Here is a 17,498-nt window from a genome sequence, read left to right on the forward strand (position 1 = left end):
GCAGGATGGATCGTCGGGATTATGCCGTAGCCGTGGTCGGCCTCGGCTCCATGGGCATGGGTGCCGCGCGCTCGTGCATCGCGGCCGGGCTGCGGACCTATGGGGTGGATATCAACCCGCAGGCCTGCCGGGCGCTTGAAGCGGCCGGCGGCGTGGCGGCCGGGCCGGACGCACGGGTCTTTGCCGATGCGCTGGACGCCGTGCTGCTGCTCGTCGTCGATGCGGCGCAGGTGGAGCGGGTCCTGTTCGGCGAGGCCGGATTTGCCGCCGCGCTGCGGCCGGGCACCCCGGTCATGGTGTCGGCGACCATCTCGCCGGACGATGCGCGGCGCATCCATGCGCGGCTGGAGGCAATCGGCCTGCGCATGCTGGACGCTCCGGTTTCCGGCGGCGCGGCCAAGGCGGCCGAAGGCGCCATGACGGTCATGGCCTCCGGCCCTGCCGAAACCTTCGAGGCGCTGCGCCCGCTCCTGTCGGCCGTTGCGGGGAAGGTCTACGAAGTGGGGCCTCAGATCGGCCTCGGCGCGACGGTCAAGATCGTCCACCAGCTTCTGGCGGGCGTGCACATCGCCGCCGGCGCAGAGGCCATGGCCCTGGCGGCCCGCGCCGGCATTCCGCTCGATCTCATGTATGATGTCGTCACCCATGCGGCCGGCAACAGCTGGATGTTCGAGAACCGCATGCCGGCCGTCGTGTCCGGCGACTATACGCCCACATCGGCCGTCGACATTTTCGTCAAGGATATGGGCCTGGTGACGGAAACCGGCCGTGCCTTGAAGCTGCCGCTGCCGCTCGCCTCCACCGCCTTCGGCATGTATCTGAACGCCAGCAATGCCGGCTACGGTGCGGAGGCGGACAGCGCCGTCATCAAGACCTTCGCCGGCGTGCCCCTCCCCAAGAAGGACGATTGAACCATGCGCCTGGGCGTGATTGCCGATGATTTCACCGGCGCGACCGATATTGCGAGCTTCCTCGTGGCGAACGGGCTGCGGACGGTGCAGCTCAACGGCGTGCCGGAGGCGGACCGCGCGGCCGAGGCTGAGGCCGTGGTGATCAGCCTCAAGTCCCGCGCGGCCCCGCGCGAGGAGGCGGTGCGCGATAGCCTGGCCGCTTTGGACTGGCTCCTGGCGCGGGGTGCCGAGCAGATCTTCTTCAAATATTGCTCGACCTTCGATTCGACCCCCAAGGGCAATATCGGCCCCGTTACCGACGCCCTGATGGCCGCCATGCAGGAAGAGCTGACCGTCCTGTGCCCTGCCTTGCCGGTGAATGGCCGCACCGTCTACCGGGGCTATCTCTTCGTCGGCGACGTGCCGCTCGATGAATCCGGCATGCGGCACCATCCGGTCAATCCGATGACCGATGCCAATCTGATGCGGCTGATGGAAGCCCAAGCTGAAGGCAAGGCGGCCAATATTCCCTATGCCACCGTGGCGCAGGGCGTGGAGGCCGTCCGGGAAGCCTTCGCGCAGCTGCGCGCGGCGGGCGTGCGCTACGCCGTGCCCGACATGCTGGATGCCGGGCATCTTCGCATTCTGGGCGAAGCGGTGCGCGGCATGCGGCTCGTGACCGGCGGCGCCGGCCTGGCCGACGGCATCGCCATGAGCCTGTCGGGCGGGGCCGGCGACCGGGCGGCAGCGGAAGCGGCGGGGCGTCCGCTCGGGCGGCGCACGGTCATCCTGTCCGGCTCCTGCTCGCAGATGACGAACCGGCAGGTCGCCGCCTATGACGGGACCGGACCGATCATCCGCGTGGACCCGGACGCAGCCGTCGCGGATGCGGTGGGTCACGCCGCGGCACTCCTGCCGGCCGTGCTGGCCAAGGCCGACGGTCCCCTCGCGCCGCTCGTGGCCGCCACGGTCGGCCCGCAGGCACTGCAGGAGATCCAGGCGCGCCACGGCGCAGAGCGCGCCAGCCAGGCGGTCGAGGCCGTGTTCCACGAACTCGCAAAGCTTTTGGAGGCCGAAGGCTTCGACACGTTCATCGTCGCCGGGGGAGAGACGTCGGGCACCGTCACGCAGGCTTTGCGGATCGGCGGCTTCCATATCGGCCCCACCATCGCGCCCGGCGTGCCTTTCGTGCGGGCGGTGGACAAGCCGGTAACGCTGGCTTTGAAGAGCGGCAATTTCGGTGATGAGACCTTCTTCCTGACCGCGCAGGAACTGGCCCGCGCGCAAGCCGCAACACAGGATCGCTGACATGCCCGCCTTTGCCGCCAACCTGACCATGATGTTCACGGAACATGCCTTCCTGGATCGCTTCGAGGCGGCCGCCGCCGCGGGCTTCGATGCGGTCGAGTTCCTGTTCCCTTATGCGCACAGCCAGGACGAGATCGCCGCGCTGGTCGCCCGGCATGGGCTGAAGGTCGCGCTGTTCAACATGCCGCCGGGTGATTGGGCCGCAGGCGAGCGGGGCATGGCCGCCATTCCGGGGCGCGAGGCGGAGTTTGCCGAGAATGCCCGGATCGCCCTGTCCTATGCGCGTGCGCTCGGCACGCGGCATGTGCACGCCATGTCCGGGATCACCCGCGGTCTGGACCCGGCCGCCTGCCGCGCGACCTTCATCTCCAACATGCGCCTGGCGGCGGACCTGTTCGCTCCGCACGGGATCACGATCCTGGTGGAGGCGCTCAACACGCGGGATGTACCCGGCTACTTCGTCGCCCATCAGCACGATGCGGCAGAGCTTTGCGCCGCCGTGGACCGCCCCAACCTGTCGGTCCAGCTTGATCTCTACCATGCGCAGATCATGGATGGCGACCTGACCCGGCTGATCGAGGCGCTGAACGGCCGTTTCGCCCATGTGCAGATCGCCTCCGTCCCCGATCGTCACGAACCGGACGAGGGGGAGGTGGCCTATGGCCACATCTTCGACCTTCTGGACCAGATCGGCTATGCCGGCCATGTCGGCTGCGAATACAATCCGCGCGGCCGGACCGAGGACGGCCTCGGCTGGTGGCGGCAGAGGACCGGCCGGCCATGATTCCGGCCGAGCGTCAGAGCCATATTCTCCGGCTCCTCGCCGGACGGCCGGCAATCGGCATCGGCGAGCTGACGCAAACGCTGAACGTATCGCACATGACCGTGCGCCGGGACCTGGCGCATCTGGCACGGAGCGGCCGCGTCGTTCCCGTATCGGGCGGCGTGCGGCTGGCCGATCCGGTCCTGTCGCAGGAAGCGCCGCACCACGCCAAGGCGGCGCTGCACCGGGACATCAAGCTTGCGCTGGGCGCGCGCGCAGCGGCGACGGTGCCGCCGGGCGCGGCGCTCTATCTGGATGCAGGCACGACCATGCTGGCCGTCGCGGATGCGCTGACGGGGCGCGACGACCTGACCATCGTCACCAACGACTTCGTCGTCCTGGAGCGGCTGGCGGCACGTACGCGCGCGGTCATCCACCATACGGGCGGCCTTCTCGACCGGGAGAACCGGTCGGCAATCGGCGAGGGGGCCGCGCGCGCCATCGGCGCCTTCCGGCTGGACATCGCCTTCATCTCGTCCTCGTCCTTCGGGGCGCGGGGACTGTCCGTGACCGATCCCGGCAAGGGGCAGGTGAAGGAGGCGGCCGTCGCCAATGCCACGGCGGCGATCCTGGTGGCCGACAGTTCGAAATTCGGACGCCGCGCGCCCTATGCCAGCCTGCCGCTGGCGGCCTTTTCGCGGGTCATCACCGATGGCGGGCTGCCGGCCGAGGCCTGCCGCGCAGTCGAAGCCTGTGGCCCACGCCTCGACATCGTTGAACCAGGAGCGCAAAGATGAGCGATTCCGCCGCACGGGAAGCCCTGTGCCGCATGGGTGAGCGGCTCTACACACGTGGGCTCGTCCATGGGACGGCCGGCAATCTGAGCCTTCGGGTCGAGGATGGCTGGCTGGTGACGCCGACCAACACCTGCCTGGGGGAGCTTGACCCGGCGCGCCTGTCGCGGCTGGATGCCGATGGCCGGTTCATCGGTGGCGACAAGCCGTCCAAGGAAGCCTTCCTGCATACCTCCGTCTACGCGGTGCGCCCGGATGCGGAGGCGATCATCCACACCCATTCGACCCATTCGGTGGCCGTGTCCTGCCTGGACCACCCGGAAGGGTGCCCCGTCCTGCCGCCGCTGACTGCCTATTACATCATGCGGGTGGGGGAGCTTGCCCTGGTTCCCTATTACCGGCCGGGCGACGAACGGCTGGCGGATGCGGTGCGTGACGCAGCCATCAAGCATGCCTGCGTGCTTCTGGCCAATCATGGGCCGGTCATCGCCGGCAAGGGCCTGAACGAGGCGCTCTATGCGCTTGAGGAGCTGGAGGAGACGGCCAAGATCCATCTTCTCCTGGAAGGGCGCAAAACGCGCCCGCTCACGCCGGAGGCCGTGGCGGAGCTTCTGGCCGGCTGATCCGCCGGCCAGGGACGCCTAGCTCGTCAGGAGCTTGTCGTCGTCGAGCTCGCCACCGCCGCGCACCTTGCGGAACATGTCGATCAGGTCTTCCACGGTCAGTCCGTGGCGGCTGTCGCCGGAGACGTCGAGCACGACCTTGCCGCCATGCAGCATGACCGTCCGTGTGCCGAAATCCAGCGCCTGGCGCATGGAATGGGTGACCATCAGCGTGGTGAGCTTGTGTTCCTGCACGAGCTGGTTCGTCAGCTCCATGACGAACTCCGCCATGCCGGGATCGAGCGCCGCCGTATGCTCGTCGAGCAGCAGCACCTCGCTGCCCGACAGGGTCGCCATGACGAGCGAGAGCGCCTGCCGCTGGCCGCCGGACAGAAGGTCCATCCGGTCGCCCATCCGGTTTTCGAGGCCGAGGCGCAGTGCGGACACGCGGTCCGCGAACATGTCCCGGCGCCGGCCGGACAAAGCAGGGCCGAGCCCGCGGCGGGTGCCGCGTGCCGCCGCAAGCGCCAGGTTCTCCTCGATGGTGAGGGCACCGCAGCTTCCGGTCAAAGGATCCTGGAAGACCCGCGCCACAAGGCGCGCCCGGTCGGCCGTGTCGCGCCGCGTCACGTCCTGGCCGGCAATGGTGATTCTGCCTTCCGTCGGCAGGACATCGCCCGCCAGAACGCCGAGCATGGTGGATTTGCCGGCGCCGTTGGAACCGATCACCGTGACGAAGGCCCCGTTGTCGATGGTGAGGTCGAGCCCCGACAGGGCCTTCTTTTCGAGCGGCGTGCCGCGGCCGAAGGTGACGCCGATGGAATCGAGCCGGATCATGCCGAAGCTCCCCCCCGCCGCAGGCGCGGCAGGATCAGGGCAATGGCCACCAGGACGGCCGTCACAAGGTTCAGGTCGGAGGCCTTGAGCCCGAGCATGTCGGTGGACAAGGCCGTCTGGATGGCGATGCGATAGAGGATGGAGCCGGCCACGCAGCCGATCAGCGCGATGAGCAGGAGCCGCGAGCGGAACAGTGTTTCACCCACGATCACGGCGGCCAGGCCGACCACGATCGTGCCGACGCCTGATGTCACATCCGCAAAGCCGTTGGTCTGCGCGAAGAGCGATCCGCCGAGTGCGACCAGCGCGTTGGACAACGCCATGCCAAGATAGATCAGCCGGTCCGTCTTGACGCCCTGCGCCCGCGCCATGCGCGGATTGGCGCCGGTGGCGCGCATGGCCAGGCCAATGTCGCTTTCCAGAAAGCGCCAGAGGGCGATCAGCACCACGATGACGAGCGCGCCGACGAAGAGGGGGCGCACATAATAATCCGGCACGCCATGCCCGTAGAAGGGCGTCAGCATCGTATCCTGGTTAATGAGCGCCACGTTGGGGCGGCCCATGACGCGCAGATTGACCGAAAAGAGCGCGATCATCGTCAGGATCGACGCCAGAAGATTGAGGATCTTGAAGCGCACATTGAGCGTGGCGGTGACGAGGCCCGCCGCAGCGCCCGCCAGCATGGCGACGCCCGTTGCCGCCCAGGGGTTCCAGCCGGCGAGGATCAGCACGGCGGCGACGGCCGCCCCCAGGGGGAACGAACCGTCGACCGTCAGATCGGGGAAATCGAGTATGCGGAAGGCGAGGTAGACGCCCATCGCCACGAAGGCGAAGACCAGTCCGAGTTCGACTGCCCCGAAAAATGCGAACTGACTCATTCGATGACCTGGTTGGCGCGGGCGACCACGGCCTCCGGCAGGGTCACGCCCATCTTGGCGGCCGCGGCCTTGTTGACGACGAGGTTGGAGCCCGACGCGACGGCCACCGGGATGGCGCCCGCCTCTTCACCCTTGAGGATGCGCAGCACGACCGCGCCCGTTTCACGCCCGACCTCATGATAGTTGAAGCCGAGGGCAGCCAGCGCGCCGCGATTGACCGAATCCGTATCGGCGGTGAAAAGCGGGACCTTGCTTTCCTCGGCCACGCCGACGGCCGATTCGAGTGCCGAGACGATCGTGTTGTCGGTGGGCACGTAGATGATGTCGGCACGGCCGACCAGCGCGCGCGCCGCGTTCTGCACCTCAGACGAGCGGCTCGCCGTCGATTCCACGACGCTCAGCCCGGCGCCTTCGGCGGCTTGCTTGAGTGCGGCCAGCGAGGAGACGGAATTGGTTTCGCCCGGATTGTAGAGGAAGCCGATGGTCTTGGCCTGCGGCAGGATTTCCCGGATGAGCGCGACGTGCTCGGCAACGGGCGACATGTCGGAAATGCCGGTGACGTTGCCGCCGGGCGCTTCCATGGAGCTGACGAGCTGCGCGCCAACAGGATCGGTCACGGCCGAGAAGACCACCGGAATATCACGCGTGGCGGATACGACGGCCTGCGCCGAAGGGGTGGAGATGGCGACGATCACGTCCGGGCCTTCGCCGATGAACTGGCGGGCGATCTGCGCCGCCGTGCCGGGATTGCCCTGCGCGGACTCGTAGGAGAAGGTCAGGTTATCCCCGTCCTTGTAGCCGTTTTCCTCCAGCACTTCCTTCACGCCGTCGCGCACGGCGTCCAGCGCCGGATGCTCGACGATGGCGGTGACGGCCACGGTGGCCTCCGCCGCCAGCGCCGATGTGGACAGGGAGAGAGCCGCCAGTAAAGCGAGGACCGACTTGCGCATGATGTGCTCCGCCATGAAAGCCTTGAGGTACCAGCGCACAAGCCAGCCGGCTCGGCGGAAGTCAACGCCCAAATGCGGCCGCAGGGCCGCTTTTTGCCGCGTTTTCGCAAAGTTCAGGCCGGTTTGGGCACAGCTTTCGTGGCGCCGTGAACCTCCGACTGGGTCGGCTCTCCGCCGTCGAAAACCTCCGGTAGCGTTTCCGATTCCCGCGACAGGAGGGTCGTCGTCATGGTGGTGGGCGCATAGGCGATGCCGGCCTCGTCCATCCGCTTCTTCAGGCGGCGGTTGTACTCGCGGCCGGCGCCCCATTGCATAAGCGGCTTGGTGCGGATGGCGCCCTTGATGATGATGCCATCCGGCGCGAACTGATCCACGCCCCAAAGCTCGAAGGGGATGATGATGTTGCGCTGGAACTGGGGATCGGTGGCCAGCTCGGCGCCCACCTCGCGCATGATGGCGATGACGTCGTCGAGATCCGACTGATAGGCGACCTTGAAGTCCACGATGTAGACGCCGTAGCCGCGCGATGAATTCTTGATCGCCTTCACGCTGGAGAAGGGGATGGAGTGCAGCGCGCCTTGCCCGTCGCGCAGGCGCAGCGTGCGGATGGTCAGTTGCTCGACCGTGCCGGCGCGGTCTCCGGTATCCACCCAGTCGCCGATGGCGATCGTATCCTCGAACAGGATGAACATGCCGGTGATGACATCCTGCACCAGCTGCTGGGAGCCGAAGCCGACGGCAAGGCCGATCACACCGGCACCGGCCAGGAGCGGCGCGACGTTGACGCCGATATTGGCGAGGACGGCGATGATGGTGATGACGCTGAGTGCGATGAACAGGAAGTTGCGCACCAGCGGCAGCAGCGTCTTGGTGCGGCTGGACTGGTTGCGCGCGCGCCCCTTCTTGTCGGTGGGGGCCAGCGCACCGGCGATCCAGCCGTCGAGGGTGATCCAGATCAGCCACGAGAACAGGAGCGCGAAGGCGATGGACAGGATGGGCCGCGTGATCGCCCAGCCGCCATCGGTCATCAGCCAGCCCTTGAGGTCTAGGTTCCAGACATCCAGGCAGGCGAAGAGCACCGCGAGGAGGATGACGACCTGCAGGACGATGCGCAGAAGCTCGATATAGCGGTTCAGGATCGCCTCGCGCGCGCCGGACTTGGCGGTGTTGCGCGCCGCCTGCTGGGCCAGCCAGTTGTCCAGCCAGGTGGCCAGGAGCAGCCCGCCCGCCACGATCAGCAGCGCCTCGGACGCATCCATCAGGAAGCTGCCGCCCCCGCCGGCGAGCCGCGCCACCAGATTGATGATCACGAAGACGATGGCGAGCAGGTGCCAGAAGCGCCCGAAGGCGGTGATCGTGCCGTCCATGATGGAGGTGGCGCGGCTGTCGTCATGCGTCACGCGGCCTTTGAGTATCAGGCGCTGCACGGTGATGCGGTGGCGAATGACGAAGACGAGCGCCGTCCCCGCAAGGGCAAGATCGACCACGAGGCGCAATATGTCGGTCGTGTCCCAGCCCACGACGATCCGCATGGGCGGGTCGGACAGGATGGTGCTGATGGTGCCGAGCGCCGTCAGCGCCGCCAGCCATTTGAGGATGCGGCGCTGGCTGTAGGTGACAAGGTGCCACCCGCGCGACAGGCCGAGCAGCAGGAACAGCCCGTAGCCCACCTGCCAGACGGCGACGGAAGCAAAGACGGGCAGCGTCAGGCTGGCGAAGATCTGGCGCTGCCGGGCCGGCATATCCACGAAGTTGGAAAAGAGCACCATGACCCCGAACCCGGCCACCAGCGGCAGGACGCCGAGGAGAATACGCTTGGCGCTGGCCATGACGAGCTGGCGGCGCTGGGTCGGCCGATGGTGGAGCTGGCGCGCGCGGCGCAGCGGCGGCGCATAGAACAACAGAAGCACCGTGCCGGCGATGAGCCCCCAGCCGATCAGCGCATAGGAGAAGAAGCCGACGAGACTGCCATCGGCCAGGCTGTCGGTGATTTTCCGCTGCACCTGGTCGGCGGCATTGGCGAATTTTTCGTCGACCGGGCCGCCGAGCGCCGCGTTGGGGAGTGATTCCGTCACGTTGGACAAGCCATCCGTGACTGCCGACAGAAGCCCGTTCTCCGACAGGATGGGCGCGGCCGCGGGATCGGCGGCCGGCTCTGCCGCCGGTTCCGCGGGTGTGGGTTCGGCGACGGGCGCCTCGGCAGGCGCCCCTGCGGCCGGGGCCTGCGCGCCGGCTTCCTGCGCGACATTGTTGCGAAGGGTGGTCAGATCGTTCAGGAGCGATTGCGCCCGGTTCGGATCGTTCAGGATGCCGATCACCCGATCCAGTGCCTGCAGGTCCTCTGCGCTGGTTGCCGCGGCCGGCGCGGTTCCGGCTGCGGGATCCTGCGCCCTTGCCCCCGACGCGGCGAGAAGGCAGATGGCGGCAAGCAATGTCATGAATGTCTTCACGATCGGACCCGGTCTCTTCGTGGCTGGTTGTGTCGCAGTGCGGTGTTGTTGGAAAACCCCATGGCGTCAAGCCACGCAAATGCGGAGATTGAAGGGCGAGGCTGCCGGAGGGCGCGGCAATCCCTGCAGGTTCGGTGGCTGCAAACCCGTATCGGCATGCCGGTTTTTTGCAGATAGCGGGTGACGTTCTGTGTCTGGCGACCACCTTCCGTCTTGCTTTCGCCATGTGGGACCGTCAGATGCCCGCCGTTCTCGGCGCTGTCCGACCAATGTGTCATGGCGGCGTCAGACTATGGACGTAGGACGCAACTGTCTTAGCTATTGACGCCGTCGATATGAAAGCATTTGCCGAAGGCAACTCTTGATAGCATAGTCGCGTCAGCGGCCTCCCATCAGCACCAGATCTGGAGCAATCTCCCGATGCATAAAGTTCGCAAGGCAGTCTTCCCCGTCGCGGGCCTCGGAACACGCTTTCTGCCGGCCACCAAGGCCATTCCGAAGGAAATGCTGACGGTGGTGGACCGCCCCGTCATTCAGTACGTGGTGGATGAGGCGCGCCAGGCCGGCATCGAGCATCTGATCTTCGTGACGGGCCGCAACAAGGGCGTCATCGAGGATTATTTCGACATTCAGGTCGAGCTGGTGAACACGCTGACGGAGCGCGGCAAGAAGACCGAACTCTCCCTTCTGGAAGGGCTGCAGCCGCAGCCCGGCACGGCGAGCTTCACGCGCCAGCAGGCGCCGCTCGGCCTTGGTCACGCGGTGTGGTGCGCGCGCGACCTGGTCGGCCCGGAGCCCTTCGCCCTGCTCCTGCCGGACATGATCATGCAGTCGGAGCGCGGTTGCCTGGCCAGCATGGTCGAGCTCTATGAAAAAACCGGCGGCAACCTTGTCTCCGTGGAACAGTGCGACCCGGCCGAAACGAACAAATACGGCATCGTCGGCCATGGCGGCGCGGTCGGCAGCGGCTTCCGCATCGACGGCATGGTGGAAAAGCCGGAGCCGAAGGATGCACCGTCCAACTACTTCATTACCGGACGCTACATCCTGCAGCCCGAGATCTTCGACATTCTCGAAACGCAGGAGAAAGGCGCCGGCAACGAGATCCAGCTGACCGACGGCATGCTGAAGCTGGCCGAGAAGCAGGAATTCTTCGCCTACCCGTTCCAGGGCCGCACCTTCGACTGCGGCTCCAAGGAAGGCTTCATCCGCGCCAACGTCGCCTTCGCGCTGTGGCGGCAGGACATTCGCGGCAAGGTTTTCGACGATCTGCACAAGCTGATGGCGACCGTCGAGCCCTATGGCGAGCGTTCCGCCGCCGAGTAAACGGCCAGGCCGAACTGATCTTGAACGGCTGCGCCGTCCTGGCGCAGCCGTTTTGCGTTTCAGGCGCCGCGTCAGGGGCGTGGGGCGCGCCGCACCTTTCGGGGCGAGCCGAGCTTCTCCCGCAAGGTCCCTTCGCGATAGGCCGTCTTGAACCGGCCCCGTTCCTGCAGTTCGGGGACGAGCTGATCGACGATGGAGTTCAGCGTCGCCGGCACTGAAAGCCGGGCAAGGTTGAATCCGTCGATCCCCGTTGCATCCGCCCAGTCCAGCATCTGATCGGCGACATCGGACGCCGTGCCGACGAAGAAGGGTGCGCGAGCGCCCGTTGCCGTCAGCGCGACGAGATCCCTGGCCAGAACGGGCTTGGGCGCCTTGGCCGTCATGTTTTCCAGTGTCGACTGAATGGCGTTGGACCGCGCGAAGGGAACGACGTCCTCCGGCGCCAGCGTGGACAGGTCCATGCCCGTCCAACCCGAAACGAGGGCGAGCTGCCCGGCCGCATCGAGATGGCGCGTATACTCCGCGTGCAACTCCTGCGCTTCGCGCCTTGTGGGCGCGATGATCACGTTGCCGCCGAGAAACAGGGTCAGGTCGTCCGGGCCGCGGCCTTCCGCCACCGCCGCGTCCCGCAGCTTTCCCACGGTTCCGGAGACGATTTTCTGGCTCGGACCGTTGAGGAAGACGCATTCGGCGTGGCGCGCAGCGAAGCGCCGGCCGCGATCGGACGTCCCGGCCTGGAACAGGACGGGCGTGCGCTGCGGCGAAGGCTCGGAAAGATGGATGGCGTCCACCTTGAAATGCGGCCCATCATGGTGGACGGCATGGACCATGGAAGGATCGGTGAACACGCCCCGGGCCGCATCGCGCCGGACGGCACCGTCCTCCCAGGAATCCTCCCAGAGCTTGTAGATGGCGGCCATGAAATCTTCCGCCACGTCGTAACGCGCATCATGCTTGGTCTGCAGCACCCGGCCCATGCCACGTGCGCCGCTTTCCAGATAGCCGGTGACGATGTTCCAGCCGATGCGCCCCTGCGTCAGGTGATCGAGCGTCGAGAACCGCCGCGCCAGCTGGAACGGGTGTTCGAAGCTGAGATTGGCAGTAATGCCGAAGCCGATATTGTGCGTCACATGCGCCATGGCCGATACCGGCACCACCGGATCCATGTTCGGGATCTGCGCGCCTGCGCGCAACGCCGCTTCCGGCGAGGCGCCATACACGTCGTAGACGCCGAACACGTCCGCGATGAAGATGGCGTCGAGGAGGCCGCGTTCCGCGGTCTGTGCCATGTCGGTCCAGTAGTCTAGGCGGTTGTAGTCGACCGCGCGATCCCCCGGCAGCCGCCAGAGCCCTGCCCAGTTGTGGACCGGCGCGCACATCTGAAACGTGTTGATTCGCAGCTCTTTTCCCATGGGTATCCTGCCGGAATGATTGTCTACTTTGGGTCGCATGGAACGAACGCAGTGCTCCAGGCAGCGGCGGCGGCAAAGCGTGTGTTGCGTTTTGCCTTTCGGGCGTTCCGGCTTCGTTGACACCTAGGGTTGAGAGCCGTACTCGCGGCGCTGACTTAACCGGCAACGGGTTTCGCTTCAACCTTGGGCAATGTGCTGATGCGGCGAAGACGGTGCCTATCAGAAGGCGCGGCTTGCCCGCTGCCTCAGGAGAATCGGATGAACCTCGTCGACCTCACACGCCGGTCCCTTCTGGGCGTAACCCTGGTCGCAGCCCTGACCACCCTGACCCTTCCGGCAATGGCGCAGGAGGGGCCGATCAAGCTGGGCCTCCTTGCCCCGTTCAGCGGTTCGGGCGGACCCTACGGCACGGAAGAAGAGGAGGCGGCAAAGGCTGCCGTCGCGCTCATTAACGCGGCCGGCGGCGTTCTCGGCCGGCCCCTGGAGCTCGTCGTCGCGGATGACGAGACCCAGCCGACCGCCGGTGTCGCCGCCGCGCGCAAGCTGATTGACGTCGATAAGGTCGTGTCGATCAGCGGCGTATGGTCGAGCGCGGTAGCGCTGGCCGTGAAGCCGATCGCCATCGAGAAGGGCGTTCTTCTGACCACCAACGGCTCGGCCGACGAAATCACGCAGGGCGACAGCAAGAACCTCGTCTGGCGCTTCCAGACCAACGGCAAGGACTGGGGCGACGCCTTCGGCAAGGCGTTTCTGAAGGACGGCGTGAAGACGGCCTCCATCCTGGTCCTGCAGACCCCCTTCACCCTGTCCACCATACAGCCCTTCAAGAACACCTTCACCGCAGGCGGCGGCAAGATCCTGGACGAGATCAACTTCAACCCGAACCAGCCGTCCTACCGGGTCGAGGTCGACAAGATCCTCCAGTCCGAGCCCGAGGCGATCTTTGTTGCCGCCTATGTCAACGAGCTGTCGGCGGTGGTGAAGGAAGCCTATCGCAACGGCTATGAGGGGACGATCTACGCCTATGGCAACGCCGCCGGGTCGAACGGACAGTTCGTCGCCAATGTCGGCAAGGACGTCGCCGAAGGGGTGCACCACACCCAGCACGTGCCGGTGGAGAAGTCGGAAGCCTACGCCCTGTACCTGAAGAGCATCGGCAAGCCGGACGGCACGGTGATGAGCTTCGGCGCTCAGGTCTTCGACCAGATCGTCCTGACCGCTCTGGCGATCGAGAAGGCCGGTTCCACCGACGGAGCGCGCATCGGCGCCGCCTTCCCGGAACTCGTCAATGGCGATGGTCCGTCCATCGGAAATCCTGCGCAGGCCCTCGAGGCGCTGCGCGCCGGCACCGCCTTCCGCTATTCGGGCGCTGCCTCCGACTTCCGCTTCGAAGCCAATGGCGACCAGTCCAACCTTGCCTACGGCCATTTCGTCATCAAGGACGGGGTCAGCGAACTCGTGGACGTCATCCGCTGACCATGCTGGAAGGTCGCAAGCTGACGGTCCGATACGACGGCTTCACGGCGCTCGACGGCGTATCCGTCACCCTTGCGCAAGGCATGGTGACCGGCCTGATCGGTCCCAATGGCGCGGGAAAGTCGACGCTCTTCTCCGTGCTTGCGGGATCGGTCGTCCCCTCCGCCGGGACGGTTGTCTTCGGCGGCGAGGACATCACGTCGCGGCCGCCGGTGCAGCGTGCGCGCCTCGGGCTCGGCCGGTCCTTCCAGTTGTCGCGGGACCTGGTGGGCCTGACGGTCCTGGAGAACCTTCTCGTCGCCCAGCCGCAGCGCAGGCTGGAGGGAGTCGGCGCGGCCCTCTTCCGCAGGCAGGCGGTACGGGAGCAAGAGGCCCGCATGGCGGAGCTGGCGCGCGCGCTCCTGTTGCGGGTCGATCTGTGGCGGCTTGCCGACCAGCCCTCCGCGGCGCTCTCCGGCGGGCAGAAGAAACTGCTCGATCTCTGCCGCGTCCTGATGCTGGAGCCACGCTTCATCCTGCTCGACGAACCGAGCGCGGGCGTCAATCCGACGCGCGTCGGCGAGATCACCGAATTCATCCGCAGCCTCGCGGCGGACGGCATCTCCTTCGGTCTCGTCGAGCACAATCTAGGCATGGTCGCCGCCTTGAGCGATCGGGTCTATGCCCTGGCCGAAGGCAGGGTGGTGGCAGAGGGAAGCTTCGCCGACGTCACCGCCAATGACGATGTCGCCCGCGCCTATCTCGGGGTCGGCGCATGAGCCCCGCAGTGGAAAGCACCGCAGCCAAGAGTCTGGTGGCCGATGGCCTGGTGGCCGGCTATGGCGGGCAGCCGGTCCTGCACGGTGTCGGCTTTACGGCGCGGGCAGGTGAGATCCTGACTGTCGTGGGGCCGAACGGCTCGGGAAAATCGACGCTGATCAAGACCGTGGTGGGGCTGATCCGGCCGATGGCCGGGCGCATCCTCCTGGACGGTCGCGACATCACGCCCCTGTCCCCCGCACAGCGCGCCGCCGCGGGCATCGGCTATGTCCCCCAGGAAGCCAATGTCTTCCCCAATATGACCGTCCTGGAAAACCTCCGGCTCGGCCTCGATTTCCTGCAGACGAAAGGAAGCACGGCCTTCGAGGAACGCCTGGCGGAGGTTCTGGACCTGTTTCCGGAGATCGGTGGAAAGCTTTCTGCGCGCGCCGGGCTTTTGTCCGGCGGTCAGCGCCAGATGGTGGCGATGGCCAGCGCCCTGATGCCGGAACCTGCGGTGCTGGCGCTGGATGAGCCATCGGCCGGCCTGTCGCCGCGCAATGCGGAGCTTCTGTTCGAGATCATCAGCCGCATCGCGCGCTCGGGCGTGACCCTGTTTTTGATCGAGCAGAACACGCGGCTCGGGCTCGGCGCGTCGGATCACGGCCTCGTCCTGGTGTCGGGGGAGGTGCGGCTGGCCGGCAAGGCCGCCGACATCCTGGCGACGCCGGACATCCGCCGTCTCTACCTGGGGGGCGCGTGATGGCGCAGCTGATCGTCAACGGGCTGACGACCGGTCTCATCCTGGCCCTGCCGGCGCTGGCGCTGGCTCTGTCCTTCAGCGTCCTGCGCTTTGCCAATTACGCGATCGGCTCCTATGTGACGGTCGGCGCCTTCGTGGCGTGGTGGGCAAATGTCCAGCTTTCGCTGCCCTTCTGGACCGCAGCCTTGATCGGCAGCGGGGCAGTCGCGGCCATGGCCGTGATCATCGATCTCCTGGTCTACAGCCGCATGCGCGAACGATCCGGCCTGACGCTTCTCGTGGCATCGATGGGCGTGGCCATCGCACTGGAGAACGTCGTGCGCCTCTTTGCCGGCAATGCGCCGCGCAGCTTCGACGTGCCGGTCGCCCGGCCTTTCCGCCTCTGGGGTGTCCGGGTCCATCAGGAGCAGTTGATCATCCTCGTCACGGTGCTGTGCGCGCTTGTGATCGTCTGGGTCCTGTTCCGCTTCACGCGCCTTGGCCGCGCCATGCGGGCCGTGGCCGACAACGCGCCGCTCGCCGCCGTTCGCGGCATTGCCCGCGGGCGTGTCATCGCGGTGGTGTGGGCCATTTCGGGCGGGCTTGCCGCCCTGGCCGGCGTGCTGATCGGCATCGACACCAGCATCGAGCCGCAGATGGGCTGGAACTACCTCCTGCCGATCTTCACCGCGGCCATTCTGGGCGGGATCGCCAGCCCCATGGCCGCTGTGGCCGGGGCGCTCGTCCTCGGCCTTGCGGAAGAAGTCTCCACCCTGTTCCTTCCGCCGCATTATCGCATGATCGTCGCCTTCGGGATCATGGCCGCACTCCTGATGATCCGGCCGTGGGGATTGTTTGGATCGAGGTGGGTGCAACGATGATCCCATACCTTGTCGCCACGCTCTGCGTGGTCGTCATCTTCACGCTGGCCGGGCTCGCCCTCAACCTGCAATGGGGCATGGGCGGCCTGGTCAATTTCGGCCTGTTCGGCTTCTATATGGTCGGCGCCTATGCCTGCGGCCTCCTGGTGGTCCGGGCCGGGTTGGATCCCTTCCTCGCCATGGCGCTCGCCATCCTGGCCACAGCCACGATCTCCGCCCTGGTCAGCCTGATCTCGATCCGGCTGAGCGAGGATTACCTGGCCATCGTCACGCTCGGCTTTGCCGAATGCATCCGCCTGTTCATCAGCTACGAGGACTGGTTGACCTTCGGCACGCTCGGCGTGTCCGGAATTACGCGTCCCTTCGCCGGGCTGGTGCCGGAGCCATGGACGGATATCGCCTTCGTCGCCTTTGCGCTGGCCTGCCTGTGCGTCGTCTATCTCGTCCTGTCGCTGATCGCCGCATCGCCCTTCGGCCGGCTGATGCGCGCGACGCGCGACGATCCGGACATTGTCGGCTCGCTCGGCCGCTCGGTGCTGACCATCCGCTTGCGCGGTTTCGCCCTGGGAGGCGCGATCCTCGGCCTCGCCGGTTCGCTCCACGCCTTCTATTACAGCTATATCGATCCGACCCAGTTCACGGCCATCATCACCGCCTATGCCTTCATGGTCGTCGTCGGCGGCGGCCGGGGCAGCAATCCGGGCGTGCTCGTCGCGGCCTTCGTCCTGGTCTTCGTGCTCGAAGGCAGCCGCTTCCTGGTCGATTATGTGCCGGGGCTGGATGGCGCTACACTGGCCGCGCTGCGCCTGATCGCAGTCGGGGTTGCGCTGGTCGTCCTGCTCATCGTCAAGCCCGCGGGCTTCGGCCGGGAGCATCCTACCATCCGTGCCAATTCCGCATCCAGAAGCTGAGGACAGTCCCATGCCCCGTGTACCCGCTCTCCGCCGTGAAGACCTGCCTAAGGACCAGCACGTATTATGGGACAGGATGGTGGCCTACGGACCCTTCGAGGGCCAGGCCGGCGTGATGGCGAACCGCCTGCCCGTGTTCGAGCATATGTGGAAGCTCCTGACCCAGCTTTCCGACGAGGCCGTCCTGAACAAGCGCTATCTCGAGCTTGCCATCATCACCGTATCGCTCGTCAACAAGTGCGACTTCTGCATCGACCAGCATGCCCCGAAACTGGCCGTGGCCGGCCTGGTGCTCGAAGGCGTGGAAACGCTCGATGACCTCAAGGCCTACCCACTCCTGACCGAGGTGGACCGCCTCGTGATCGATTATGCGATCGCCGTCTCCAGCGACTGGCATCGCATCCGCGACAAGGTGATCGAGGAATTGCGCATCCATTTCTCGGACGCGGAGATCGTCGAGCTGACGTGGCGCATCGCGCTGTGCGGCGCCTTCAACCGCTTCAACGACGTCCTGCAGGTTTCCGCCTGATACCCGGCGGC

17 protein-coding genes are annotated in these 17,498 nt (G+C 66.6%); 12 read left to right on the top strand and 5 right to left on the bottom strand.

The window, feature by feature from the left end; translation table 11 throughout:
- The first annotated feature begins 5 nt into the window (after window positions 1-5).
- From ltnD to otnC, 5 genes are read left to right on the top strand one after another with little or no spacing between them, the layout of a single operon-like run.
- Entirely contained in the window at window positions 6-911 is a 906-nt protein-coding gene (gene ltnD / locus AUL30_RS08025; RefSeq protein ID WP_062227341.1) for an L-threonate dehydrogenase, read from the top strand.
- Between the two features lie 3 nt (window positions 912-914).
- Window positions 915-2,198 carry a 3-oxo-tetronate kinase gene (gene otnK / locus AUL30_RS08030; protein ID WP_062227342.1) on the top strand — a complete coding sequence of 428 codons (1,284 nt, stop codon included), beginning with the start codon at window positions 915-917 and terminating at the stop codon, window positions 2,196-2,198.
- A 1-nt stretch (window position 2,199) separates the two neighbouring features.
- The gene (gene otnI / locus AUL30_RS08035; RefSeq protein ID WP_062227343.1) at window positions 2,200-2,982 is read left to right on the top strand and encodes a 2-oxo-tetronate isomerase; all 783 of its coding nucleotides are present in this window, start codon (window positions 2,200-2,202) and stop codon (window positions 2,980-2,982) included.
- Window positions 2,955-3,758: a DeoR/GlpR family DNA-binding transcription regulator gene (locus AUL30_RS08040; RefSeq protein ID WP_210173822.1), complete on the top strand. Its 804-nt coding sequence runs from the start codon at window positions 2,955-2,957 to the stop codon at window positions 3,756-3,758. The genes otnI and AUL30_RS08040 overlap by 28 nt, the downstream gene beginning before the upstream one ends.
- Complete coding sequence (gene otnC / locus AUL30_RS08045) at window positions 3,755-4,378, top strand: 3-oxo-tetronate 4-phosphate decarboxylase (protein WP_062227344.1); 624 nt, start codon at window positions 3,755-3,757, stop codon at window positions 4,376-4,378. The genes AUL30_RS08040 and otnC overlap by 4 nt, the downstream gene beginning before the upstream one ends.
- 18 nt (window positions 4,379-4,396) lie before the next feature.
- On the opposite strand, the gene AUL30_RS08050 is transcribed toward otnC, so the two are convergent.
- The 4 genes from AUL30_RS08050 to AUL30_RS08065 all read right to left on the bottom strand — a co-directional run bounded on the left by AUL30_RS08050 (window position 4,397) and on the right by AUL30_RS08065 (window position 9,460).
- Complete coding sequence (locus tag AUL30_RS08050; RefSeq protein ID WP_062227345.1) at window positions 4,397-5,194, bottom strand: ABC transporter ATP-binding protein; 798 nt, start codon at window positions 5,192-5,194, stop codon at window positions 4,397-4,399.
- Window positions 5,191-6,072, bottom strand: a complete 882-nt coding sequence (locus AUL30_RS08055) for an ABC transporter permease (RefSeq protein WP_062227346.1) — start codon at window positions 6,070-6,072, stop codon at window positions 5,191-5,193. The genes AUL30_RS08050 and AUL30_RS08055 overlap by 4 nt, the downstream gene beginning before the upstream one ends.
- Window positions 6,069-7,022 carry an ABC transporter substrate-binding protein gene (locus AUL30_RS08060; protein WP_062227397.1) on the bottom strand — a complete coding sequence of 318 codons (954 nt, stop codon included), beginning with the start codon at window positions 7,020-7,022 and terminating at the stop codon, window positions 6,069-6,071. Before AUL30_RS08060 ends, AUL30_RS08055 begins: the two co-directional genes overlap by 4 nt.
- Window positions 7,023-7,135: 113 nt before the next feature.
- The gene (locus AUL30_RS08065; protein ID WP_062227347.1) at window positions 7,136-9,460 is read right to left on the bottom strand and encodes a mechanosensitive ion channel family protein; all 2,325 of its coding nucleotides are present in this window, start codon (window positions 9,458-9,460) and stop codon (window positions 7,136-7,138) included.
- Between the two features lie 432 nt (window positions 9,461-9,892).
- On the opposite strand from AUL30_RS08065, the gene galU reads away from it, so the two are divergent.
- Window positions 9,893-10,798 (top strand): UTP--glucose-1-phosphate uridylyltransferase GalU, encoded by a 906-nt coding sequence (gene galU, locus AUL30_RS08070; RefSeq protein ID WP_062227348.1) that lies wholly within the window; start codon window positions 9,893-9,895, stop codon window positions 10,796-10,798.
- 71 nt (window positions 10,799-10,869) lie between these two features.
- Here galU and AUL30_RS08075 read toward each other — a convergent pair whose 3' ends face one another.
- Window positions 10,870-12,210: an LLM class flavin-dependent oxidoreductase gene (locus tag AUL30_RS08075; protein WP_062227349.1), complete on the bottom strand. Its 1,341-nt coding sequence runs from the start codon at window positions 12,208-12,210 to the stop codon at window positions 10,870-10,872.
- A gap of 258 nt (window positions 12,211-12,468) precedes the next feature.
- Between AUL30_RS08075 and AUL30_RS08080 the strand changes: the two genes are divergently transcribed.
- The 6 genes from AUL30_RS08080 (at window position 12,469) to AUL30_RS08105 (ending at window position 17,487) form a co-directional block, all read left to right on the top strand.
- Complete coding sequence (locus AUL30_RS08080) at window positions 12,469-13,686, top strand: ABC transporter substrate-binding protein (RefSeq protein WP_062227350.1); 1,218 nt, start codon at window positions 12,469-12,471, stop codon at window positions 13,684-13,686.
- Between the two features lie 2 nt (window positions 13,687-13,688).
- Window positions 13,689-14,444, top strand: coding sequence for an ABC transporter ATP-binding protein (locus AUL30_RS08085; RefSeq protein WP_062227351.1), 756 nt, complete (start codon window positions 13,689-13,691; stop codon window positions 14,442-14,444).
- Window positions 14,441-15,187, top strand: coding sequence for an ABC transporter ATP-binding protein (locus AUL30_RS08090; protein WP_062227352.1), 747 nt, complete (start codon window positions 14,441-14,443; stop codon window positions 15,185-15,187). Before AUL30_RS08085 ends, AUL30_RS08090 begins: the two co-directional genes overlap by 4 nt.
- Window positions 15,187-16,047 carry a branched-chain amino acid ABC transporter permease gene (locus AUL30_RS08095; RefSeq protein ID WP_062227353.1) on the top strand — a complete coding sequence of 287 codons (861 nt, stop codon included), beginning with the start codon at window positions 15,187-15,189 and terminating at the stop codon, window positions 16,045-16,047. The genes AUL30_RS08090 and AUL30_RS08095 overlap by 1 nt, the downstream gene beginning before the upstream one ends.
- The gene (locus AUL30_RS08100; RefSeq protein WP_062227354.1) at window positions 16,044-16,958 is read left to right on the top strand and encodes a branched-chain amino acid ABC transporter permease; all 915 of its coding nucleotides are present in this window, start codon (window positions 16,044-16,046) and stop codon (window positions 16,956-16,958) included. The genes AUL30_RS08095 and AUL30_RS08100 overlap by 4 nt, the downstream gene beginning before the upstream one ends.
- A 76-nt stretch (window positions 16,959-17,034) precedes the next feature.
- Window positions 17,035-17,487, top strand: a complete 453-nt coding sequence (locus AUL30_RS08105) for a carboxymuconolactone decarboxylase family protein (protein WP_244490748.1) — start codon at window positions 17,035-17,037, stop codon at window positions 17,485-17,487.
- Window positions 17,488-17,498: the final 11 nt, after the last annotated feature.

It is taken from the genome of Aureimonas frigidaquae, from assembly GCF_001463905.1.
GTDB classification, from domain to species: Bacteria; Pseudomonadota; Alphaproteobacteria; order Rhizobiales; family Rhizobiaceae; genus Aureimonas; species Aureimonas frigidaquae.